Below are 21,254 nucleotides of genomic sequence, written 5' to 3' on the forward strand. Positions count from 1 at the left end.
GGCGTGACCCGGGAGCAGTCGGTCGCTGGATCGTATATGGGACGGGAACTAAATATTTCAAAATCTATCAATGATCTCTTAATGATAGATTAATCCTAAATCAGCACTCTGTTCCGGAGCGCACTGGCCCGCAACGCTTTCAGGGCTTCGTGCAGCGGGTTCAGTCCCCAGACTGAACCGTCATTGCCTGTAATGGAGAACCAGTATGAACACACACAAGCGCTTTGCCCTGGCCGCCCTGGCCCTGTGCGGATTCAGCGGCCTGGCCCAGGCCTCGGATGTCAATGTCGAGGTGGTGCCCTATGAGTACGGCATGCGCCTGGACGTCGCCAAGGTCATCTCCATGACCGAGCCGCCGACCAGCCGCTGTGAGGTCGTGACCGCCAATATGCGCTACATCAACAAGGCTGGAGAACTGGCGGAAATCTCCTACCAGAAGCACGCCCACGCCTGCATGTACGAAAACTGATGCGGCGAGCCGTAGCCAGAGCGGCCGGCGCTGGTGAGCGTTGTCAGGGGACCGCGCTCAATGGGCCCTGCGCTTGAGGCCAGACAGCCCGCCCGGGGCATTGGCCAGGTCGTAGCGCAGTTCGGCGATCAATTCGTTGATTTCCCGGCAGCCATTGAGCTGCGCAGCGTCGATACCGCTGACCACCAGCTCGACCCGGTCGGTTTCATGGTCGCCATAGACCTTGACCGTCATCGACAGGTCCGGGCTCAGGGTGCATTGGCAGCGTTTGGGCAGAAAGCTGCTCTCAATGATGTTGCGCAGTTCCAGGGCAGATAAAAACATGCTGACGCTCTCCTTTTATTCAACACGACCAATGATTGGGCGAATGCCTGCTGGCCGCGACGTCCATGTTCGCTAGCGATTCTGGCTCAGGTCCGTTTTGTCCTGACAGACGAAGCCAGACTACAGAGTAAGCGGCTTTGGCGACCTTGCTAAATTCGATTTCGCTCTCAGTACCAGGGGTTTTGACTTTAACGCCGGGAATGGTAGGCGGTTGCGCTGTTGGTTTGCCGCCCCGCAGAATGCCCGGGTCGTTGTGCCAGCCTTGCTCAACAGCGTGGCCCGCTCGAAGAGTCACACCTGATACAAGGCTGATCCTTGCCCTCGCCCGGAGTTCCCTCCTTGATTACCTGCCATGTCAAATACGTGATCGATCCCTACCAACTGGCCGAGTTCGAAGCCTATTCCAAAGCCTGGATCGCTGTGGTCAGGCGTTTGGGCGGCACCCATCATGGCTATTTCCTGCCCTCGGAAGGGGCCAGCAACATTGCCTATTGCCTGTTCAGCTTCCCGTCCCTGGCCGATTACGAAGCCTACCGCCAGAGCGCTCTGAGCGATCCGGACAGCGTGGCCCTGGTGGCGTCGGTGATGAAGAAAAAATTCATCCTCAGTTACGAGCGCAGCTTCCTGCGCCCGCTGCTCTCCTAAGAACCAGCCGGGCGGCGTTCCGCTTGCCGGCGAAGAAGCCTGAAAGGCGGGTGCCGCCCTAGCCGGCATCTTCGTTGGCAAGCTCGCTCTACATCGGCAGGCTGCTCAAGGCGGCGCGTTCGACGACGTGGCGCAGGCTGTCGAAATTGATGTTGGCGCCGGAGTCGATGGCCACCAGGGTCTGGCCGCTGCTGCCGCTGCGGGCTACGTATTCCTTGATCCCGGCCACCGCCAGGGCGCCCGACGGCTCGGTGATGGAGCGGGTGTCGTCGTAGATGTCCTTGATCGCGGCGCACAACTGGTCGTTGCTGACGCTGATCACCTGATCCACGTGATGGCGGCAGATCTGGAAGCCATGCTCGCCGATCTGCGCCACTGCAACGCCGTCGGCAAAGGTCCCGACCCGGGGCAATACCACCCGTTCCCCCGCGGCGAGCGCCTGTTGCAGGCAATTGGAATGCTCGGATTCGACACCCACGATACGGATCTCCGGCCGCAGGTATTTGACGTAGGCGGCGATCCCGGCGATCAACCCACCACCGCCCACCGGGACGAAGATCGCGTCCAGCGCCCCCTGTTGCTGGCGCAGGATCTCCATGGCCACGGTGCCTTGGCCGGCAATCACATGGGGGTCATCGAAAGGTGAAACAAAGGTGCCCCCAGTGCGCTGGGCCAGGCTCAGGGCGTGGGCCAGGGCAAAGGGAAAGCTTTCGCCATGCAGGATCGCCTCGGCGCCACGACTGCTTACGCCCAATACCTTGAGCTCAGGAGTGCTGTCGGGCATGACGATGCTGGCCTTGATCCCCAGCTCCCGCGCCGCCAGGGCCACCCCCTGGGCATGATTGCCGGCGGACGCGGTGACCACCCCGCGCTGCCTTTGCTCGGCGGTGAGCTGGGCCAGACGGTTATAGGCGCCGCGGATCTTGAAGGAAAAGGTCGGCTGCAGGTCTTCGCGCTTGAGCAGGATCTGGTTGCCCAGTCGCTGCGACAAGGCGGGCGCCGCCTGCAGCGGCGTGCAGATCGCCAGGTCGTAGACCGGCGCGGCGAGGATCATCTTCACATAGCGTTCCAGCAGGGCCATGTCGGCGCTGGGCTGGGGCGTGCTGGCAAGACGGCTGGGGCAATGCATGATGGATCTCCTGGCTGTGTTCGGAGCCCGGGAGACAGAGAGAAAAAACCCGCCTCCAGGGCGGGTTGGGTGCAGTCGTCAGCAAGCCCGCCAATCAGGAATGGCGGTAATAATGCTTGGCTGGGAACGATTGGCAGAAAAAGTCATGGACCGGAAACTAACCGCGCCAGCCCCTGGCGGTCAACGCATTTCTGCGAGGCTCACGCACAGCAACACCGCTCCCCCACCTGCTCCCCGCTTGCGGCTGACCATACGAAACATATACGATTCATATATTCCCTCAAGAGAGCCCCCTATCCACATGGGTATCGTCAAAATCTCCGATGAACTGCACCAGCAGATCCGCGTCGCCAGTGCCGCCATGGACCGCTCGATCAACGCCCAGGCCGAATTCTGGATCAAGATCGGTCTCTTGGCCGAGCTCAACCCACACCTGGCCTATAACGACCTGATCAACAAACTGCTGCTGAACAAACCCGACCTGCTCAGGGGGCGCCCATGACCCAGGCCCTGATCAAGACTCCGGAACAACTGGCGCTGATGCGCGAATCCGGGCGCCTGCTAGCCCAGGTGTTCGACTTTCTCGACGGTTTTGTCGCCGCCGGCCTGTCCACCCTGGAGCTGGACAGCGCGGTGGAACATTTCATCCGCCATGAGCTCAAGGCACGCCCGGCGAGCAAGGGTCAGTACAACTACCCCTACTGCATCAACACCTCGATCAACGAAGTGGTGTGCCACGGCATGCCTCATCCCAAAGCGGTGCTCAAGGACGGGGATATCGTCAACATCGACATCACCCTGGAGAAGCACGGCTACATCGCCGACGCCAGCAAGATGTACCTGATCGGCCAGGTCGGCCCCAAGGCTCAACGCCTGGTCGACACCACCTTCGAGGCCATGTGGGCGGCGATCAAGGTGGTGCGCCCGGGCGCTCGCCTCGGCGACATCGGTCATGCCATCCAGTCTCACGCCGAAGCCAGGGGTTACAGCGTGGTCCGCGAATACTGCGGCCACGGCATTGGCCGGCAGATGCACGAAGAACCGCAGATCCTGCACTTCGGCCGCCCAGGCACCGGCCTGGAACTGCGCGAAGGCATGGTCTTCACCATCGAACCCATGCTCAACCAGGGCAGTGCCCGGGTCCGCGGGCTCAAGGACGGCTGGACCGTGGTCACCCGCGACCATGGCCTTTCCGCCCAGTGGGAACACACGGTAGCGGTAACCCGCGACGGTTTCGAAGTGCTGACCCTGCAAGCGCCTTAAGGCTCACATGACCTTGTCGCCATGGCCGGTGAGCCGACGCAGCCCCAGGGACATGGCCCCAGCGGCCAGCAACATGGCCAGCAGCAACAGCGAGTAGGCGACCCACCACGGCGTGCCCGCGGTCATCATGCTGAATTCGGACATGCCGCCGATGCTGGCAATCAGGTTCAGCGGCAGGAACACCACGTTGATCAGGGTCAGTTTGCGCAGCAACTGGTTGGTGCTGTTGTTCATCAGATTGCCCCGGGCATCCATCAGCCCGGCGAACACCGTGGAGTAGATCTCCGCCTGCTTGTAACACTGGTTGTTCTCGATGATCAGGTCGTCGATCAGGCCGATGGCCTGGCTGCCGAACTGCTCCTTCTCGGCGTGATTGCGCAGGCGGGTCAATAGCGCGCCGTTGCTGTGCAAGGCATTGAGGTAATAGATCAGGCTCTCGCTGAGATTGAACATCTGCATCAGGTGGCGGTTTTCCATCGAGCTGTTGAACTTGTGCTGCAGCTCCCGGGCCACCAGCTTGATCACCTTGAGGTGGCCCAGGTAGTGATGGATGTTGTTGAACAGCAGGTCCAGCAGCACATCCAGCGGGCTGTGCAGGTTGTGCCGCGCCCCCAGCCCCTGGAGCGGCGTATCGTCGGGGGCGATCACCAGCAACCGGTCCGCAGAAAACAGCAGGCCGCAGGACGACACCTCGAAGGACAGGCTGCCGCCGCCGGAATAGTTTTCCGGGCGCTTCCAGATCAGGAACAGGTAATCGGGATGAAACTCGATGCGCGACACCTCGTCCGGGTCCAGCGCCGAGGCCAGGGCGTGCTCATCGAGCTTGAAGGCACTGTGCAGCAAATCACGCTCTGCCAGGTCCGGGTTGCTGAACAGCATGACCTGGGCATCCAGTTCCGGGACGGCTTGCAGGCCGCCATGGGCCAGTCGATAGCTGTGGATCATCGCCGCCTCACCAGGCCTGGCCGCGACGCTTGAGCTCCAGGCGGCGCACGAACTCTTCCAGTACCAGGGAATACAGGTCGTCCTGCAGGTAGGCGTCCTCGATACCGGCGTCGAGATTGGGGTTGTCGTTGACCTCGATCACCACCACCTTGTCGCCGGACTGCTTGAGATCGACCCCGTACAGACCGTCGCCGATCAGGTTGGCCGTCTTCACGGCCAGCTCCACCACGGCCCGCGGCGCCTCGTGTACCGCCAGGGTGCGGCACTCGCCGTTGATGTCCTGGCCCTTGGCCTTGTGGTTGTAGATCTGCCAGTGGCCCTTGGACATGAAGTACTGGCAGGCAAAGATCGGCTTGCGGTTGAGCACGCCAATGCGCCAGTCGTACTCGGTGTAGAAAAACTCCTGGGCCAGCAGCAGCACCGAGTGCTCGAACAGTTCGGCGGTGGCCGCCAGCAAGGCCTGTTGGCTCTCGACCTTGATCACGCCTCGCGAGAAACAGCCATCGGGAATCTTCAGCACCAGGGGAAAGCCCAGGCGTTCGCCGACCCGTTCGAAGTCTTCCGGTCGCTCCTTGTAGAGGATCTCGGTAGCGGGCATCCCCAACTGATGGCCCTTGAGCAGGTCAGTGAGGTAGACCTTGTTGGTGCAGCGCAGGATCGAGGTGGGGTCATCCATCACCACCAGCCCTTCACTCTCGGCCTTCTTGGCAAAACGATAGGTGTGGTTGTCGACGCTGGTGGTTTCGCGAATCAGCAACGCATCGTATTCGGCAAGACGGGAGTAATCCTTCTTCTCGATCAACTCCACATCGATGCCCAGCCCCTTGCCAACCCGGATGAAGCTTTCCAGCGCCCGGGCATTGGAAGGCGGCAGGACCTCTTGGGGATCGTGAAGTATCGCCAGGTCATAACGGGCCAACTGCCTTGAGCGTGGAATACGCCAGACCTTGCGACTGAAACTGTCCAGAGAGTTGGCGAACTGATCTTCCTGATCCTCTCGCAACTTATGCAAGGCCCCGGACTTCACGCCTTCGATACGCCATGTGTTAGTTCGTTTGAAATCAACTAACAAGATCGGACACGGAAACAGCTCGAACAACTGACGAGCCAGTTCCTGCAAGGGCTCGATATGGGTCCGGCCAAAATACAGCGTCAGGGTAAAACCTTCGGTATCACTGTAGAGGTGATTGCTCAGGGCTTTTTCCAGGGCCTTGTCCAGGTCGTCCAGGGCCAATCCATAGAGGGCCTTGCGGGTCAGTTCACTGATGGTCCGTACCGATGGAATCACCCGGTGGCCGCGGGCTTCAGCCAGCAGCGAGCAGTAGTAGCCGTGTCCCAGGTACTTGTAGCTGCGGCACAGGTTGATCACCTGAACCCGTTTTCCCGGAGCACGTTCGCGGCTCTGCTCGAGGTACTCCTGGGCCGTGAGAATATCTTCACTGGGAAAGTAGGAAGCCCAGTCTTCCTTGCGTTCGACAATGATAATCACCTGACTTGAAGCTTTATCCCCGGGGGAAAAATAACTTGCCGAAGTGATTGTCGCCGGCAAACTTTGCTCGGATACTTCTCGCCAATGACCTTGTACCGCTGACATAAAGTTCGCTCTCGCTTAAGAACCTGACCCTTTCTATTAAGCACGAACTTTTTTCGAAGTCTCGTTTCGTTACGCAACTTTTACGGCGGTTATATGGATCTTGTCTTTCGCACTGCAACCCCCGACGATCTGCCGGCGCTGGTGGCCCTGGAACAGCAATGTTTCACCAGCGACCGGCTGACTCCACGCAGCTTCCAATGGATGATCAGCCGCGCCCACGGGCAACTGCTGGTGGCCGAGCATCAGGCGCGATTGCTGGGCTATGCCGTGGTGCTGTTTCATCGCGGCACCTCGCTGGCGCGGCTGTATTCCATCGCCATTGCCGAAGACGCCCGGGGCCTTGGCCTGGGCCGGCGCCTGCTGCAACGGATCGAGGCCTGTGCCCTGGAACACGACTGCGCCTATCTGCGCCTGGAAGTGCGCACCGACAACCCGGCCGCGATTGCCCTGTACGAACGCCATGGCTACCGGCGTTTTGCCCGCATCCACGACTACTACGAAGACCACGCCGACGCTTTGCGCCTGGAGAAACGCATTCTCCAGCACCGTGAGACCCGCAGCATCCGCGTGCCCTACTACCAGCAGACCACCGACTTCACCTGCGGTCCGGCCTGCTTGCTGATGGCCATGGCCGCCCTGCAGCCATCGCGGCCCCTGGAGCGTCGAGAGGAACTGCAGATCTGGCGTGAAGCCACTACCGTATTCATGACCGCCGGCCATGGCGGCTGCAGCCCCCAGGGCCTGGCGCTGTCCGCCTGGCGCCGCGGCTTTGCCGTGCGCCTGCAGGTCAACAGCGCCGGGCCATTGTTTCTCAGCGGCGTGCGCGACGAGCATAAAAAGGACGTCATGCGCCTGGTCCACGACGAGTTCTGCAAGGAGCTGGATGCCAGCGATGTGCAACAGGTACTGGGTGGCCCTCTGGACCTGCCGAGGTTACTGAGTGCGGGCGGCCAGCCCCTGGTGCTGATCAGCAGCTATCGCCTGACCCGCTCCAAGGCGCCCCATTGGGTGATAGTCACCGACTGCGACGAGGACTTCGTCTACCTGCATGACCCGGATGTCGACCACAGCCAGCATCGCCAGCCGATGGACTGCCAGCACCTGCCGGTCAGCCACAGCGAGTTCGACAAAATGTGCAGCTTCGGCAGCAGCAAATTGCGGGCCGCCGTCATCCTCTCCACGCGCCCCCAAGCGTAGGAGCCGGCTTGCCGGCGCAGCGGCCCTGCCCTCGCCGCCCCCCATGGCTGGCGAGCCAGCTACAGCAGCGAGCTGGCTCGGGGATGGGGATGGGGATGGGGATGGGGATGGGGATGGCGCGGATTATTCCAGGCCAACCTTGTACAGGCCGCCCTGATCCTCGTCGGTGAGGATGTAGAGATAACCGTCCGGGCCCTGGCGCACGTCACGGATACGCGCATTGAGGTCGCCCAGCAGGCGCTCTTCATGGATGACACGGTCGCCGTCAAATTGCAGGCGGATCAGTTCACGGCTGGCCAGGGCGCCGATGAACAGGTTGTGCTGCCAGGGTTTGAAGCGATCACCGTCATAGAACGCCATGCCGCTGATGCCGGGAGACTTCTCCCAGACATGATGAGGGCCCACGGTGCCTGGCGCTGTCTGGCCACCGGCCTCGGGAATCGGTTGGCCGGAGTAGTTGACCCCGTGAGTCGCCAGAGGCCAGCCGTAGTTCTTGGCCCGTTCGATGAGGTTGATCTCGTCACCGCCCTTGGGTCCGTGCTCGTTCTCCCACAAGGTGCCGCTCCAGGGGTTGAGCGTCGCGCCCTGCGGATTGCGGTGGCCGTAGCTCCAGATCTCCGGACGCACCCCGGGCTGGCCGACAAAGGGGTTGTCGTCCGGCACTCGGCCATCGGCGTACAGGCGCACGATCTTGCCCTGGAGTTTGTCCAGGTCCTGGGCGGTGGCCCGGTTGTTGTTCTCGCCCAGGGTGATGAACAAGTAGCCGTCGCGGTCGAACACCAGGCGAGAACCGAAGTGGTTGCCGGTGGACAGCTTCGGCTCCTGGCGGAAGATCACCTTGAAGTCCTTGAGCCCGCTGAGGTCGTCGGCCAATCGGCCCCGGCCGACCGCAGTGCCGGCTGTGCCGTTCTCGCCACCGCCTTCGGCGTAGGACAGATACACCAGGCGGTCCTGCTTGAAGTCCGGCGACAGCACCACGTCCAGCAAGCCGCCCTGGCCATTGGCCCAGACCTTGGGCACCCCGTTCAACGGGGCCGAAAGCTTGCCGTCCGGGCTCACCAGCCGCAGGCTGCCGGGACGCTCGGTGACCAGCATGCCTTGGCGATCCGGCAGGAAGGCCAGGGCCCAGGGGTGGTTCAATCCTTGCACCAGCGGCGTCAGGCTCAGAGTGCCCTGCTCGCTGGGAAACGACTGTTCGCCCGCCGCCGAGACCGGCAACGCGCTGCCCAGCAGGACGCTGGCGCACAAGGTGGCGAAAAGGGTTTTACGCAACATGCTCGCTTCCTTCTGTGGATCAAGAAATTCCTTCGCGCCCCCAGGCAGGCGGCGCCGACAACGCAGTGCACCGGCATCTTAGCGCCGGTTGTTCGGATCGTTGGCTCGGGGGCTTTGCACTCGGGGATCGGGGTTGGGTCGCTGCACGCCGCCCCGGGGATAACCGTTGCCGATACCGCCGTTCTCCAGGGTGGGCCGCCGGACGCTGGGGGCGGTGCTAGGGCCGCGCACAGGCGGGCTGATGGGCTGGGTGCCCTGCATGCTGTTGGGATTGGCCCGGCGAATGGGGTTGCTGTAGGGATCGTTGTTGCCGCTGTTGGGCAGGTTCTGCGCCAGCAGCAGAGTGCTGGGCAAGTGCGGGGACGGGAGCGGTTCAGGAGCGGCGGCCCAGACGGCGCCACTGGCCCAACTCAGCGCGATGAATGCGGCAAACCTGCGAGCCAGACTGTTCATGACAAGCCTCCTGAAGAGCGACAAGGTATCGAATACGATTCCACGCTACGCCCAGGGTTCGGCTTTGTTAATTAAATAATCCTGCAGAACATGTAACACCCGGTATCCGCGGCCCGCCAATTGGCGGCGCCGCGTTACCGCTGTGCAGAAGGCGGATGGCCCATCAGATATAGATGAACAGCAACAGCAGTGCGGCGAAGATCGCCCACTTTTCCAGGTAGTAACGGGTGCGGTTGCGCTTCTTCAGTTCCTTGCCCCGCAGGCGGATCTTGTACAGCTTGTTGAAGGCACGGTTCAGGCCACCGGTCTTGTCCCCGGCATCGTTGGGCGAACCGGCAGCGGACATCACCGTGCGGCTGAACCAGCCGTTGAACGCTGCAGCCCAGCGATACTTCATCGGCCGCTCCACGTCGCAGAACAGAATGATGCGGTTCTGATCGGTGGTGTTTTCCGCGTAGTGGATGTAGGTCTCGTCGAACATCACCGCTTCGCCGTCGCGCCAGTGATAGCGCTCGCCATCGACCTCGATGTAGCAGCCTTCGTTGTTCGGCGTGGACAGCCCCAGATGGTAGCGATAGGAACCGGCATACGGATCGCGGTGACGCACCAGCTTGGAGCCCGGTGGCAGCTCGGCAAACATCGCTGCCTTGATCGAGCCGATGCTCTGCACCAGCTCGGTGGTGCGCGGGCACAGCTTCATCGCCGAAGGGTGGCTGTCGCCGTACCACTTCAGATAGAAGCGTTTCCAGCCGGTCTTGAAGAACGAGTTGAAACCCACATCGTTGTACTGATCCGAGCGCTTGATCTCACCGGCCTGCAACAGGTTCTGGCCCTCGGCACGAATCTCCTCCCAGTGTTCCTGCAGCTTGTTCATCTCGGGAAAGTCGGCCGGGTCCAGGTAGGGCCGGTTGGGAAACTTGGAGAACAGATAAAGGAAGCAGTTGATGGGGGCCAGGAAGGTGGAGTGATCACTCAGTTGGCGACCCAGCTTGTGGCGCACGCGCCCCCGCAGGTGTACGTACGCAATGGATAAAACGTATACAGCGGCAATGATGAGTTTCACGGAAATTGTCACACTTCAGAAGAGAGCATGCTGCGCCCCTGAAAGCCCGAAGGGCCAAAGGCAAATGGCAGCGTCTGAGTTGAAAAAAGCGCAATCGGCGAACATCTTCGTCGTCGATCCGACCCTCGGCGTCCGGCCGTCGGATCGCATTTTAGCCACAGTTTGTAACCAATGGTTAACTCAAATTTGTGAAAAGCTGCGCGACTTCTGTCGAAATTTGCCTGTATTGCGCCAGGTTTTGCTTCAGCTCAATAAAATGCCCTCCAGCGCTCTGGCCAGCACAAACGAGCTGTGTTGGCCGGACTCCCGAGGTATCCTGCCGGGCGCTTTTTTTCTTTGTACCCGGCAAGGATCGCTGAATTGATAGACCCCACACCGCTCCCGATCCTGGTCCTGCTGCCTGGAATGGATGGCACCGGCAGGCTGTTCGACCCCCTGCTCCACGCCCTGCCCCCGAACGTAGCGGTGCAGGTGCTGCGCTATCCCACCGATCAGGTGCTGGACTACCCCGCCCTGGTAGAGCGGGTATGGCAACAACTGCCGCTGGACCGTCCTTTCGTGTTGCTGGGCGAGTCGTTTTCCGGGCCGGTGGCCGTCAGCATCGCCGCCCGACGACCCAGCGCCTTGCTGGGGCTGGTGCTGTGCAGCAGTTTTGTGCGCAATCCACGTTCGGCACTGGCGCCGCTGTCACCGTTGCTCAAGCTGCTGCCCTTGCGACACCTGCCATTCTGGCCGATGGATGCCTTGTTGCTCGGCGGTTTTTCCACTGCCTCCCTGCGCAGCGCCCTGGCGGCAGCCATCGCCCAGGTGACGCCCCAAGTACTGCGGGCCCGGTTGCAGTCAGTGATTGCGGTGGATGCTAGCCAGGCCCTGGTGGCCACGGATGTACCGCTGCTTTACCTCCAGGCCCGCCACGACCGGCTGGTGCCGGCCTCGGCATCCATCCTGATCCGGCAACTGCGCAAGGACGCCCGGCTGGTGGCCATCGACGGCCCCCACTGCCTGCTTCAGGCCGCACCCACTGAGGCCGCCGTGCACTTGCAGCGGTTCATGCACGAGTTGGCTCAGGCCCGGGTTGCACTTAACGGCAGTTGAACATCGGCCATTGCGGCGAAAATCCCTACCCGAGCGTCATACAACTGCTCGGTTACATATGCGACAATGCGCACAAATTCCAACATGCACCCCGCACTCTTTGCTCAGCAACCCGACCCCGTCGCCGGAATGTTGCGCTCGACGTACGCCCGCTGGCTCAGTTCCACACCCAGACCGGCCCGACCTGGAAGGCTCCAGATCGCGCTTCGTGGATTCAAGGCTGGCGCTAAATCATTGGTAGGTAAGTAATTGATCTCCACAGCTAACATCACCATGCAGTTCGGCGCCAAGCCACTGTTCGAGAACGTTTCGGTCAAGTTCAACGGTGGCAACCGTTACGGCCTGATCGGCGCCAACGGTTGCGGCAAGTCGACCTTCATGAAAATCCTCGGTGGCGACCTCGAGCCGTCCGGCGGCCAGGTCATGCTGGAGCCGAACGTGCGCCTGGGTAAACTGCGCCAGGACCAGTTCGCCTACGAAGAATTCACCGTGATCGACACCGTGATCATGGGTCACGAAGAGCTGTGGAAGGTCAAGGCCGAGCGCGACCGCATCTACTCGCTGCCGGAAATGACCGAAGAAGACGGCATGGCCGTGGCCGAGCTGGAAACCGAATTCGCCGAGATGGACGGCTACACTGCCGAATCCCGCGCCGGTGAGCTGCTGCTGGGCCTGGGCATTCCCCTGGAACAGCATTTCGGCCCGATGACCGAAGTCGCTCCAGGCTGGAAGCTGCGGGTGCTGCTGGCCCAGGCACTGTTCTCCGATCCGGAAGTGCTGCTGCTGGACGAACCGACCAACCACCTGGACATCAACACCATCCGCTGGCTGGAAAACATTCTCACGGCGCGTAACAGCACCATGATCATCATTTCCCACGACCGGCACTTCCTGAACAGCGTCTGCACCCACATGGCCGACCTGGACTACGGCGAGCTGCGCCTGTTCCCGGGCAACTACGACGAGTACATGATCGCCGCGACCCAGTCCCGCGAGCAGTTGCTGTCGGACAACGCCAAGAAGAAAGCCCAGATCGCCGAACTGCAGACCTTCGTCAGCCGCTTCTCGGCCAACGCCTCGAAAGCCAAGCAGGCCACTTCCCGGGCCAAGCAGATCGACAAGATCCAGCTGGCCGAAGTCAAGCCGTCGAGCCGGGTCAGCCCGTTCATCCGCTTCGAACAGACCAAGAAGCTGCACCGCCAGGCGGTGACCCTGGAGCGCATGTCCAAGGGTTTCGATGGCAAGACCCTGTTCCAGAACTTCAGCTTCACCGTCGAAGCCGGCGAGCGCGTGGCGATCATCGGCCCCAACGGTATCGGCAAGACCACCCTGCTGCGCACCCTGGTGGGCGAGCTGACCCCGGACGCCGGTACCGTCAAGTGGACTGAAAGCGCGGAAATCGGCTACTACGCCCAGGACCACGCCCATGACTTCGAAGACGACGTCAGCCTGTTCGACTGGATGGGCCAGTGGACCCAGGGCGAGCAGATGATCCGTGGCACCCTGGGCCGCATGCTGTTCTCCAACGACGAGATCCTCAAGTCGGTGAAGGTGATTTCCGGTGGGGAGCAAGGCCGCATGCTGTTCGGCAAGCTGATCCTGCAAAAGCCCAACGTGCTGGTGATGGACGAACCGACCAACCACTTGGACATGGAATCCATCGAGGCCTTGAACCTGGCCCTGGAAAACTACCCGGGCACCCTGATCTTCGTCAGCCACGACCGTGAGTTCGTATCGTCCCTGGCCACTCGCATCATCGAGTTGAGCCCAAGCGGCGTGACCGACTTCAGCGGCACCTACGACGACTACCTGCGTAGCCAGGGCGTGATGTTCTAAAGAGGCAGCCTGTTTCAAGCCACAAGCGTCAAGAGAAGCCCCGTCCGTTGTGACGGGGCTTTTTCGTATGCGCCCCCCCCCTCTCGTAGGAGCCGGCTTGCCGGCGAAAAGGCCCTTGAGTCGGCATTGCCTCTGAGAACGCCTTCGCTGGCAAGCCAGCTCCTACGGGGCGGAGGGGCAATATAGTTAGCCTGCTTCCTTTTATGATCGCGGCACGCGATGATGCGGATCTCTAACCGCCGCCCGCGAACGAGCCTTCATGCCCGAGCCACAGACCTCCGCTCAAAGCTCCATGGAGATCACCCTGCAGATCGTCTCCATCGTCTTCTATACCTTTATCGCCTTCCTCTGCATCGGCCTGCCAATCGCGGTGCTGCCGGGCTACGTCCACGAACAGCTGGGCTTCAGCGCGGTGATTGCCGGGCTGACCATCGGCGCGCAATACCTGGCCACCCTGCTCAGCCGGCCCATGGCCGGGCGAATGTCGGATACCGTGGGCACCAAGCGCTCGATCATCTACGGCTTGCTGGGGATTCTCCTCAGCGGGCTTTTGACCCTGATTTCAGTGTGGCTGGAACACTGGCCACTGCTGAGCCTTGCCGTGCTGTTGGGCGGACGCCTGCTGCTGGGCGTGGCCCAAGGCTTGATCGGGGTCGGCACCATCAGTTGGTGCATGGGCCAGGTGGGCGCGGAACACACGGCACGCTCGATTTCCTGGAACGGCATTGCCTCCTACGGCGCCATTGCCATCGGCGCGCCGCTGGGGGTGGTGATGGTTGAGCAATACGGTTTCACCAGCCTGGGCATCGCCCTGTCGGTTCTGGCGGTGCTGGCCCTGCTGCTGATTCGCAACAAACCCTCGGTGCCGGTGATTCGCGGCGAGCGCCTGCCGTTCTGGGCGGTCTTCGGGCGCATTGCCCCCTTCGGCGCCAGCCTCAGCCTGGCCTCCATCGGCTATGGCACCCTGACCACCTTCATTACCTTGTTCTACCTGAGCCGCGGCTGGACCGGCGCCGCCTATTGCCTGACGGTGTTCGGGGTGTGCTTCATCTGCTCGCGGTTGCTGTTCATCTCCAGCATCAGCCGCTTTGGCGGCTTTCGCTCGGCCATTGCCTGCATGTGCGTCGAAACCCTGGGGCTGGCCCTGCTCTGGCTGGCGCCGTCCACGGCCTGGGCGCTGATCGGCGCCGGGCTCACCGGCTTCGGCTTGTCGCTGGTGTACCCGGCGCTGGGGGTGGAAGCCATCAAGCAAGTGCCCAACAGCAGCCGCGGTGCCGGTTTGAGTGCCTATGCGGTGTTTTTCGATCTGGCCCTGGCCATCGCCGGCCCCTTGATGGGCGCGGTGGCCCTGAACCTGGGGTATTCGTGGATTTTCTTCTGCGCCGCCCTGCTCTCGATCACCGGCCTGGGACTGACGCTGCTGCTCAAGCGCCGGGCCGGTGCCTGAGTTACTGGTCGGCGGTCTGCATCCCTGCCCGGCTCGGCCGGCCCAGGGTATGGGTGAAGAACCTGCCGGCCTCGGCAATCAGGTTGCGATGGATATCCTCGCGGTCGACGCCGTCGGCATCGGTGCACAGGGCCGGCATGGCCGCCAACTGCTCGGCGCTGCACGGCGCCATGAACACGAAGTGCCCGGCGCCGGCCAGCAGCTTGAAGTCCGGAGCCACGGGCAGCTTGCGCGCCAGGGCCGCGGCATTCTTGTCCAGAGCCACCAGCTGGTCGCCATCGCCGCTATAGAGCAGCACGGGCACATGCACCCCGGCCAGGGTCTGGCGACCGAATTTCAGGCTCAGGGGCGCCATCAGCATCAGTGCATGCACCCGCGGGTCGGCCACTGGCTGCAGATCCTCGCGGTCGACAATCAGTTCGCCCTGGGTATTGCAGGCATCGCGATCATCGGGACGTTCCTGGCAGTAACGCCGCAGGCGGTCCAGGTCAGGCGTGGCGCCGGACAGGATCAAGGCGGTCTCGCCGCCGGCGGAATAACCGATGACCCCGACCTGATCGGCATTGACGAAGGGCGACAGCATCGGGTCGCCAAGGGTGGCGGTTATGGCTTCGGAAATCTGGATCGGCCGTCCGTAGAGGTTGCTCAAGGTGCCCAGGCGGCTGTGGTCCTTGGAGTTGTCACCGGGATGAATCACCGCCACCACGACAAAACCCTTGCGTGCCAGGGACGTCGCCAGGTCATGCAGGGCCAGGGGTGTACCGGTATTGCCGTGGGACAGCATCAGCATCGGGAAGCGGCCGATGGCGACCTTGGCATCCCGGGATGCGGCGATCTGATACCCCTCGACCCGACTGGGGTGCTCGATGCCGGTGGACGGGTAAAAGGCAATGGCGCGCATCGGCTGCAGGTCCAGGGGATCGAGAAAGCTCATCTCATGAAAGCCCACGCTCCAGTGCGGGTGTGGCGCGGGAGCGGCCTGCACTGAAATCGGGCTGCCGAGCAGGCACATCAGTAACACTGCACAAACACGCTTCATCACACGCCCACCTTTGCCGCCGGATCGAGAAAGCCCGTTACCCCTGCCATCCCTTGCTGCCAAGGCCTTGAAGCAAGATTGGCCCATCAATGCGAATGCACCGCCAGGGAGCACGACTCCCGGCCTCGAAAAACCTGCATAACCTGGGCCAGCAACACTGAGAACGCCCACAAAAAAACTCCGCATTCTGATCACTTCAAGCAGTCATCAGAATACGGAGTCTAGTGGCGCTTGCCGTACCGGAAAGCGTCTTTACACAAGCCTTACGCCGCGGCGAAGAGCTGTTCGCTGATCTGCGCCTGGGCGTCGCTCATGGCTTTGTTGCGCACGTCTTCACCGTAGGCCAGACCGTGGGCACGAACGAATTCGATATCGGTGATACCGAGGAAGCCGAACAGCACCTTGAGGTAGTCCTCATGAGCCGCCCCAGTGGCCTGGCCGACATGCAAGCCGCCGGAGGTGGAGACCACTATGACCTTCTTGCCGCCGCACAGGCCTTGCGGGCCGGCTTCGGTGTAGCGGAAGGTCTGGCCGGCCACGGCGATGCGGTCGATCCAGGCCTTGAGCTGGGTCGGGATGGTGAAGTTGTACATGGGCGCCGCAATCACCACCGCGTCGGCGGCCTGGAATTCGGCCAGGGCCTGGGCGCTGAGTTCGGCTTCGTGCTTTTGCGCAGCATCACGCAGCTCGGCGGCGGTGCCGGCGGCCACCAGGGTCGCAGCGGAGAAGTGGCTGATGGCATCGCCGGCCAGGTCGCGATAGGTCACTGCCAGGTCAGGCTGGGCGGCTTTCCAGGCCTGGACCACGGCGTGGCTCAGTTGGCGGGACGCCGAGTTGTCACCCAGGATGCTGGAATCGATATGCAAGAGTTTCATGTGGGATCTCCAAGTGAGGACCGCCACTGGGCGATCGGATGCTGGCAATCCTACAGATGAATTCAATAGCTGATTAGTCGGCATAAATGCGATAGTTCGTCCCATCAGCAGGACAATCGAGCCTTTCCCCATGCAAGACCTCAACGATCTCTATTACTTCGCCAAAGTGGTGGAAGCCGGTGGCTTCGCCGCCGCCGGGCGCCAATTGGGCATTCCCAAGTCGCGTCTGTCGCGGCGCATCGCCGAACTGGAGGAGCGTCTCAAGGCCCGGCTGCTGCAGCGCACGACCCGGCAGCTCAAGCTCACCGCCGTGGGCGAGCGCTACCTGCGCCATTGCCAGGCCATGTTGCTGGAAGCGGAGATGGCCGACGAAGCCGTGGCCAGCATGGCCAGCGAGCCCCGGGGACGCCTGCGGGTGTCGAGCCCGGTGGGCCTGGCCCATGAGTTGCTGACGCCACTGGTGAGCAGCTTTCTGGAGAAATACCCGCAGGTGCAGCTGGAGATGCTGTTGCTCAACCGCCGTGTCGACCTGGTGACCGAAGGCATAGATGTGGCCCTGCGAGTACGCGAGCAAGGCGACGAAGACCCTTTGTTGGTCACCCGGCGCCTGCGCCCGGCGCAGACGGCGATGGTCGCCTCCCCGGCCTTCCTGCGGGACAACCCGGTGACCCACCCGCAAGACCTGAGGCACCTGCCCATACTCGGCGCCCTGGAAGCCGACCGGCTGGTACACCTGCGGCTGCTGGATCAACAGGGCAACGCCTGCGACCTGGCCCTGGAGGCGCGCCTGGGCATCGATGACTTCATCGTCCGTCGCGCCTGCGCCCTCGCCGGCCTGGGCTGCACCGTGCTGCCGATGCTGTACTGCGAGGCCGAACTGGCCAGCGGTCAGCTGGTGCAACTGCTCCCCCAGTGGTCACTGCCCGGCGGCTGGCTGCAAGCGGTGTATCCTCACCGCCGGGGTGTGCTGCCGGCCGTGCGGGCCTGGATCGAACACCTGAGTGAATCCTTCGAACGTTGTGGAGAACGTGCCCTGTGAAAGCTGCATCCCTGAATGAAGAGCAAGTGGCGCAATTCTGCCTGGGCCTGCCAGGCGCGCGGGAAGACTACAAATGGGGCGGCGTGCGGGTGTTCTCGATTGCCGGCAACAAGATGTTTGCGCTGCAGAACCTGCGGGGCGAGTCCCTGGCCTTCAAGGTCGACCGGGAGCTGTTTCTTGGCTATGTCGACCGTCCGGGCATTGCCCCGGCGCCCTATCTGGCCCGGGCTCACTGGATCATCATGCACAGCCCCTACCCGCTGGGGGCCGATGAACTCAAAGCCCTGCTGCAAGCGTCCCATCAATTGGTGGTGAGCAAGCTGCCCAAGCGCACCCAGGTCGGCCTGCTGCTCTAGAACAGGCTCAGCAGACCGCTTTCCAGGAACAACCGATCAATCCAATAGACCTGATGCAAGGCCACGATCAGCCAGAACAGCGCCTGATAGGACACCTTGCGGGTCTTGTGCCGCAACAGTTGCTGAGCCAGCAAGGCACCGGGCCAGCCACCGGCCAGCTCCAGAGCGTGCAGGACCTTCTCCGGCGTGCGCTGCCCCTCGGCCCTGGCCCGGCGCTTGTCGTGCCAGTACAGCAGGAAGGTCAACAGGCTGACGGCGCCATAGGCGACCAGGGGGATGATCGAGATTGCTCGCCACCACAGGGACAACGAGCCGAACAACGGCAGTGCGCACAGCAGGCCCCATACCAGCAACTTGAGCTTCAGATTGTGGATGCGCGCGCCACTGCCGGCGCGCGGTTCGCTGCGGCCCGTCGTCACGGCTGGACCGCCGTCCAGTCGACCCAACCGAACTGCCAGGTCGCCAGGATCAGCAGGCCGAAGGCAATGCGATACCAGGCAAACGCCGCATAGCTGTGGCTGGCAATGAACTTCAGCAGGCCCTTGACCGCGATCATGGCGAAGATGAAGGCCGTGACGAAGCCGATGGCGAACACCGGAAAATCATCCGGCTGGAACAGGTCGCGGTACTTGTAGCCGGAGTACACCGCGGCCCCCACCATGGTGGGCATCGCCAGGAAGAACGAGAACTCGGTGGCGGTCTTGCGCGACAGGCCGAACAGCAACCCGCCAATGATGGTCGAGCCGGAACGCGAGGTCCCCGGGATCATTGCCAGGCATTGGGCGCAACCGACCTTGAGCGCGTCCTTCCAGGTAATGTCGTCCACCGTCTCGGCATGTACCTGATGCTGCCGGCGCTCGGCCCACAACATGATGATGCCGCCAACCACCAGGGCCGAAGCCACGGTGATGGGGTTGAACAGGTAAGCGTGAATCAGGTCGGCGAAGATCACCCCCAGCACCACCGCTGGCAGGAAAGCGATCAGCAGGTTGACGGTGAAGCGCTGGGCCTTGGGTTGGGTGGGCAAGCCCAGTACCACATCGAAGATCTTGCGCCGAAATTCCCAGACAACCGCAAGAATCGCCCCCAGTTGAATGATGATATTGAAGGCCATCGCCCGCTCGCCCCCGAAGTCGAGCAAGTCGGCGACGATGATCTGGTGCCCGGTACTGCTGATGGGTAAAAACTCGGTCAGGCCTTCGACAATCCCAAGTATCAATGCCTGCGCGGCGGTCCAAAAATCCATCAATCCCCCATAAGGCGATGCTCCAGGCATGCCTCTTTTTTAAGTATTCAAAGCCATTACTGCGACGAGCGTAGCCGAGTTTTCGGCGCCCATAAGATCAACACAAACCTATGAAAATTCTGTGAAAAATTCAGAAAGGTTCAGGTTTTGCGTGAAGGCGCCGAAATCCTAACAGACAGGCGCAAAATGCGCCTGTGGTGTTATTGGACTTCCGTAGGGTTGGCGCTCGAAGGCAGGCGTGCTTGGATGCTCACGGCCTTTTATGACAAGAACAAGAATCTGGAGTGACCGGATGATGAATAGCTTACGCAAGATGTCCATCAGTCAGCGTTTGTGGCTGATCCTGATCGTGGCGGTGCTGACCCTGGTGACCCTGGGCGTGATGATGCTCAAGCAGATTCATGGCGACCTGTACCAGGCCAAGGCGCAGAAGACCCAGCACGTGGTGCAGACCGCCGCCGGCGTGCTCACTTACTACCAGGGCCTGGAAGCCGCCGGCAGCATGAGCCGCGAACAGGCACAGAAACAGGCGCTGCAGGTGATTCGCGGGCTGCGCTACAACCAGAACGACTACTTCTGGATCAACGATCTGACGCCGGTCATGATCATGCACCCGGCCAACCCCAAGCTCGACGGACAGAACCTGGCGGCAGTCAAGGACCCGGACGGCTTCGAAGTGTTCAACGAAATGGTGGCCCTGGCCAAGTCCAAGGGCGCCGGCATGGTGGACTATCGCTGGCCCAAGCCCGGGGCCGAGCAGCCGGTGCAGAAGACCTCCTATATCCAGCTGTTCCAGCCCTGGGGCTGGATCATCGGCTCCGGGATCTACATCGATGACCTGCAACAGGAGTTCTATGCCCAGGTACTGCGGGCCTCCTCTGTCGGCCTGGTGATTGCCCTGCTGATGGCGGGCCTGGTGGTGCTGATCGTGCGCAGCATCGTCAGCCCGCTGCGCGAGACCGTGCACGCCATGGCCAATATCGCCAGCGGCGAAAGCGACCTGACCCGCAGCCTGGATACCCATGGCCAGGATGAAGTCACCGAGCTGGCCCGACACTTCAACGGTTTCACCGCCAAATTGCGTGGGGTCGTGACGCAGTTGCAGACCAGCGCCGCGGCCCTGGAACAGTCCTCCAACGAGCTGGGCAGCAACGCCGCCGAGGCCCAGGAGCGCAGCCAGCAACAGTCCCAGCAGATGGAACAGGTGGCCGCAGCCATCAGTCAGGTCACCAGTGGCGTTCAGGATGTTGCGAGAAATGCCGAGCATGCCGCCAGTGAAGTGCGCGAGGCCGAAGCCCAGGCCCAGCAAGGCCAGGTCAATATCGACGGCAGCCTGCAGCAGATCGATCAGCTGTCGAGCACCATCGATCAGGCGGTGGAAGTGATCCGCACCCTGGCGGCAGAAAGCACCCAGATCGGCACCGTACTGGAAGTGATCCGCTCCATTGCCGAACAGACCAATCTGCTGGCCCTGAACGCCGCCATCGAGGCGGCCCGGGCCGGGGAACAGGGTCGGGGTTTTGCCGTGGTGGCCGACGAGGTGCGCCTGCTGGCCCAGCGCACCCAGCAATCGACCGCAGAAATCCAGGGCATGATCGAGCGCTTGCAGAATCACTCGGAAGCGGCGGTCAAGGTGATTGGCGACAGCAGCCGCGCGTCGCAGTTGACCATCGAGCAGGCGGGCCTGGCCGGTACCAGCCTCAATGCCATCGGCCAGGCACTGCGTACCCTCAACGGCCTGAACGCCTCCATTGCCAGCGCCACCCTGCAACAGGCCCATGTGGTGGAAGACATCAACCACAACGTCGGCCAGGCGGCAGGCCTGTCCCAGGGCACCGCTCTGGCGGCCCAGCACTCCAGCGCCGCCAGCCGCCACCTCAAAGAGCTGTCGGAACAGCTCAATGGCCTGCTGCGTCAGTTCCGCGTCTGAGTCACTTCAGGGTCTGGGCCCCGGGCTGACGCCC

At 62.2% G+C, this 21,254-nt stretch carries 22 protein-coding genes and 1 pseudogene; 12 read left to right on the top strand and 11 right to left on the bottom strand.

All coding sequences use genetic code 11. The features are described 5' to 3' along the window. The first annotated feature begins 205 nt into the window (after positions 1 to 205). Positions 206 to 469, top strand: a complete 264-nt coding sequence (locus PFZ56_RS21165; RefSeq protein ID WP_102879271.1) for a DUF2790 domain-containing protein — start codon at positions 206 to 208, stop codon at positions 467 to 469. Positions 470 to 526: 57 nt separating this feature from the next. Here the strand turns inward: PFZ56_RS21165 and PFZ56_RS21170 are convergent, their stop codons facing one another. After that, the gene (locus tag PFZ56_RS21170) at positions 527 to 793 is read right to left on the bottom strand and encodes a DUF1652 domain-containing protein (protein ID WP_102863530.1); all 267 of its coding nucleotides are present in this window, start codon (positions 791 to 793) and stop codon (positions 527 to 529) included. 339 nt (positions 794 to 1,132) lie between these two features. Here PFZ56_RS21170 and PFZ56_RS21175 point away from each other — a divergent pair, with 339 nt between their 5' ends. Continuing rightward, a complete protein-coding gene (locus PFZ56_RS21175) occupies positions 1,133 to 1,438 on the top strand; it encodes an NIPSNAP family protein (RefSeq protein ID WP_102863529.1) in 306 nt (101 codons plus the stop codon). Between the two features lie 106 nt (positions 1,439 to 1,544). Here the strand turns inward: PFZ56_RS21175 and ilvA are convergent. Then, positions 1,545 to 2,567: pseudogene (gene ilvA / locus PFZ56_RS21180) on the bottom strand (threonine ammonia-lyase, biosynthetic); the annotation flags it as partial. A gap of 301 nt (positions 2,568 to 2,868) precedes the next feature. Between ilvA and PFZ56_RS21185 the strand changes: the two are divergent. Together PFZ56_RS21185 and map are read left to right on the top strand one after the other, a co-directional pair. After that, on the top strand, positions 2,869 to 3,069 hold the full coding sequence (locus PFZ56_RS21185; protein WP_102863527.1) for a ParD-like family protein: 201 nt from the start codon (positions 2,869 to 2,871) through the stop codon (positions 3,067 to 3,069). Continuing rightward, on the top strand, positions 3,066 to 3,830 hold the full coding sequence (map, locus tag PFZ56_RS21190) for a type I methionyl aminopeptidase (RefSeq protein WP_102863526.1): 765 nt from the start codon (positions 3,066 to 3,068) through the stop codon (positions 3,828 to 3,830). The genes PFZ56_RS21185 and map overlap by 4 nt, the downstream gene beginning before the upstream one ends. 3 nt (positions 3,831 to 3,833) lie before the next feature. Here map and PFZ56_RS21195 read toward each other — a convergent pair whose 3' ends face one another. Both PFZ56_RS21195 and PFZ56_RS21200 read right to left on the bottom strand, forming a co-directional pair. Then, on the bottom strand, positions 3,834 to 4,775 hold the full coding sequence (locus PFZ56_RS21195) for a magnesium transporter CorA family protein (RefSeq protein ID WP_102879268.1): 942 nt from the start codon (positions 4,773 to 4,775) through the stop codon (positions 3,834 to 3,836). A 7-nt stretch (positions 4,776 to 4,782) separates the two neighbouring features. Continuing rightward, positions 4,783 to 6,369, bottom strand: a complete 1,587-nt coding sequence (locus PFZ56_RS21200; protein WP_102879267.1) for a RimK family protein — start codon at positions 6,367 to 6,369, stop codon at positions 4,783 to 4,785. 93 nt (positions 6,370 to 6,462) lie between these two features. On the opposite strand from PFZ56_RS21200, the gene rimI reads away from it, so the two are divergent. Then, positions 6,463 to 7,566 carry a ribosomal protein S18-alanine N-acetyltransferase gene (gene rimI, locus PFZ56_RS21205; protein WP_102879266.1) on the top strand — a complete coding sequence of 368 codons (1,104 nt, stop codon included), beginning with the start codon at positions 6,463 to 6,465 and terminating at the stop codon, positions 7,564 to 7,566. 123 nt (positions 7,567 to 7,689) lie between these two features. Here rimI and PFZ56_RS21210 read toward each other — a convergent pair whose 3' ends face one another. The 3 genes from PFZ56_RS21210 to lpxO form a co-directional block, all read right to left on the bottom strand. Further along, the gene (locus PFZ56_RS21210; RefSeq protein ID WP_170002826.1) at positions 7,690 to 8,841 is read right to left on the bottom strand and encodes a PQQ-dependent sugar dehydrogenase; all 1,152 of its coding nucleotides are present in this window, start codon (positions 8,839 to 8,841) and stop codon (positions 7,690 to 7,692) included. 78 nt (positions 8,842 to 8,919) lie between these two features. Further along, positions 8,920 to 9,294 carry a hypothetical protein gene (locus tag PFZ56_RS21215; RefSeq protein ID WP_102879264.1) on the bottom strand — a complete coding sequence of 125 codons (375 nt, stop codon included), beginning with the start codon at positions 9,292 to 9,294 and terminating at the stop codon, positions 8,920 to 8,922. 163 nt (positions 9,295 to 9,457) lie between these two features. Further along, a complete protein-coding gene (gene lpxO, locus PFZ56_RS21220) occupies positions 9,458 to 10,357 on the bottom strand; it encodes a lipid A hydroxylase LpxO (RefSeq protein WP_102863520.1) in 900 nt (299 codons plus the stop codon). On the opposite strand from lpxO, the gene PFZ56_RS21225 reads away from it, so the two are divergent. The 4 genes from PFZ56_RS21225 (at position 10,320) to PFZ56_RS21240 (ending at position 14,735) form a co-directional block, all read left to right on the top strand. Further along, positions 10,320 to 10,721, top strand: a complete 402-nt coding sequence (locus tag PFZ56_RS21225; protein WP_170002766.1) for a hypothetical protein — start codon at positions 10,320 to 10,322, stop codon at positions 10,719 to 10,721. The two genes, lpxO and PFZ56_RS21225, sit on opposite strands and share 38 nt — an antisense overlap. Then, complete coding sequence (locus tag PFZ56_RS21230; protein WP_265073177.1) at positions 10,718 to 11,452, top strand: alpha/beta fold hydrolase; 735 nt, start codon at positions 10,718 to 10,720, stop codon at positions 11,450 to 11,452. Before PFZ56_RS21225 ends, PFZ56_RS21230 begins: the two co-directional genes overlap by 4 nt. 249 nt (positions 11,453 to 11,701) lie before the next feature. Further along, positions 11,702 to 13,288, top strand: coding sequence for an ABC-F family ATPase (locus tag PFZ56_RS21235; protein WP_102863518.1), 1,587 nt, complete (start codon positions 11,702 to 11,704; stop codon positions 13,286 to 13,288). A 259-nt stretch (positions 13,289 to 13,547) separates the two neighbouring features. Next, positions 13,548 to 14,735 carry an MFS transporter gene (locus PFZ56_RS21240; RefSeq protein ID WP_170002822.1) on the top strand — a complete coding sequence of 396 codons (1,188 nt, stop codon included), beginning with the start codon at positions 13,548 to 13,550 and terminating at the stop codon, positions 14,733 to 14,735. A gap of 1 nt (position 14,736) precedes the next feature. Here the strand turns inward: PFZ56_RS21240 and PFZ56_RS21245 are convergent, their stop codons facing one another. Then, a complete protein-coding gene (locus PFZ56_RS21245; protein ID WP_110653195.1) occupies positions 14,737 to 15,774 on the bottom strand; it encodes a dienelactone hydrolase in 1,038 nt (345 codons plus the stop codon). 263 nt (positions 15,775 to 16,037) lie between these two features. Continuing rightward, positions 16,038 to 16,649: an FMN-dependent NADH-azoreductase gene (locus tag PFZ56_RS21250; protein WP_170002820.1), complete on the bottom strand. Its 612-nt coding sequence runs from the start codon at positions 16,647 to 16,649 to the stop codon at positions 16,038 to 16,040. Positions 16,650 to 16,779: 130 nt separating this feature from the next. Here PFZ56_RS21250 and PFZ56_RS21255 point away from each other — a divergent pair, with 130 nt between their 5' ends. Together PFZ56_RS21255 and PFZ56_RS21260 are read left to right on the top strand one after the other, a co-directional pair. Next, positions 16,780 to 17,688 carry a LysR substrate-binding domain-containing protein gene (locus PFZ56_RS21255; RefSeq protein ID WP_102863515.1) on the top strand — a complete coding sequence of 303 codons (909 nt, stop codon included), beginning with the start codon at positions 16,780 to 16,782 and terminating at the stop codon, positions 17,686 to 17,688. Positions 17,689 to 17,699: 11 nt separating this feature from the next. Continuing rightward, entirely contained in the window at positions 17,700 to 18,044 is a 345-nt protein-coding gene (locus PFZ56_RS21260; RefSeq protein ID WP_170002846.1) for an MmcQ/YjbR family DNA-binding protein, read from the top strand. On the opposite strand, the gene PFZ56_RS21265 is transcribed toward PFZ56_RS21260, so the two are convergent. Continuing rightward, complete coding sequence (locus PFZ56_RS21265; RefSeq protein WP_102879256.1) at positions 18,041 to 18,463, bottom strand: DUF1294 domain-containing protein; 423 nt, start codon at positions 18,461 to 18,463, stop codon at positions 18,041 to 18,043. The two genes, PFZ56_RS21260 and PFZ56_RS21265, sit on opposite strands and share 4 nt — an antisense overlap. Next, positions 18,460 to 19,290 carry an undecaprenyl-diphosphate phosphatase gene (locus PFZ56_RS21270; protein WP_102879255.1) on the bottom strand — a complete coding sequence of 277 codons (831 nt, stop codon included), beginning with the start codon at positions 19,288 to 19,290 and terminating at the stop codon, positions 18,460 to 18,462. The genes PFZ56_RS21265 and PFZ56_RS21270 overlap by 4 nt, the downstream gene beginning before the upstream one ends. Positions 19,291 to 19,585: 295 nt before the next feature. On the opposite strand from PFZ56_RS21270, the gene PFZ56_RS21275 reads away from it, so the two are divergent. Continuing rightward, a complete protein-coding gene (locus tag PFZ56_RS21275; RefSeq protein ID WP_102880051.1) occupies positions 19,586 to 21,220 on the top strand; it encodes a methyl-accepting chemotaxis protein in 1,635 nt (544 codons plus the stop codon). Positions 21,221 to 21,254: the final 34 nt, after the last annotated feature.

It is taken from the genome of Pseudomonas danubii (assembly GCF_042980055.1).
Taxonomy (GTDB): Bacteria; Pseudomonadota; Gammaproteobacteria; order Pseudomonadales; family Pseudomonadaceae; genus Aquipseudomonas; species Aquipseudomonas danubii.

Coding starts and splice junctions, on each gene's coding strand:
- PFZ56_RS21255 (WP_102863515.1), top strand. CDS start 16,780: ATGCAAGACCTCAACGATCTCTATTACTTCGCCAAAGTGGTGGAAGCC.
- PFZ56_RS21240 (WP_170002822.1), top strand. CDS start 13,548: ATGCCCGAGCCACAGACCTCCGCTCAAAGCTCCATGGAGATCACCCTG.
- map (WP_102863526.1), top strand. CDS start 3,066: ATGACCCAGGCCCTGATCAAGACTCCGGAACAACTGGCGCTGATGCGC.
- rimI (WP_102879266.1), top strand. CDS start 6,463: ATGGATCTTGTCTTTCGCACTGCAACCCCCGACGATCTGCCGGCGCTG.
- PFZ56_RS21245 (WP_110653195.1), bottom strand. CDS start 15,774: ATGAAGCGTGTTTGTGCAGTGTTACTGATGTGCCTGCTCGGCAGCCCG.
- PFZ56_RS21170 (WP_102863530.1), bottom strand. CDS start 793: ATGTTTTTATCTGCCCTGGAACTGCGCAACATCATTGAGAGCAGCTTT.
- PFZ56_RS21195 (WP_102879268.1), bottom strand. CDS start 4,775: ATGATCCACAGCTATCGACTGGCCCATGGCGGCCTGCAAGCCGTCCCG.
- PFZ56_RS21225 (WP_170002766.1), top strand. CDS start 10,320: ATGGATAAAACGTATACAGCGGCAATGATGAGTTTCACGGAAATTGTC.
- PFZ56_RS21215 (WP_102879264.1), bottom strand. CDS start 9,294: ATGAACAGTCTGGCTCGCAGGTTTGCCGCATTCATCGCGCTGAGTTGG.
- PFZ56_RS21275 (WP_102880051.1), top strand. CDS start 19,586: ATGAATAGCTTACGCAAGATGTCCATCAGTCAGCGTTTGTGGCTGATC.
- PFZ56_RS21185 (WP_102863527.1), top strand. CDS start 2,869: ATGGGTATCGTCAAAATCTCCGATGAACTGCACCAGCAGATCCGCGTC.
- PFZ56_RS21210 (WP_170002826.1), bottom strand. CDS start 8,841: ATGTTGCGTAAAACCCTTTTCGCCACCTTGTGCGCCAGCGTCCTGCTG.
- PFZ56_RS21200 (WP_102879267.1), bottom strand. CDS start 6,369: ATGTCAGCGGTACAAGGTCATTGGCGAGAAGTATCCGAGCAAAGTTTG.
- PFZ56_RS21165 (WP_102879271.1), top strand. CDS start 206: ATGAACACACACAAGCGCTTTGCCCTGGCCGCCCTGGCCCTGTGCGGA.
- PFZ56_RS21270 (WP_102879255.1), bottom strand. CDS start 19,290: ATGGATTTTTGGACCGCCGCGCAGGCATTGATACTTGGGATTGTCGAA.
- PFZ56_RS21250 (WP_170002820.1), bottom strand. CDS start 16,649: ATGAAACTCTTGCATATCGATTCCAGCATCCTGGGTGACAACTCGGCG.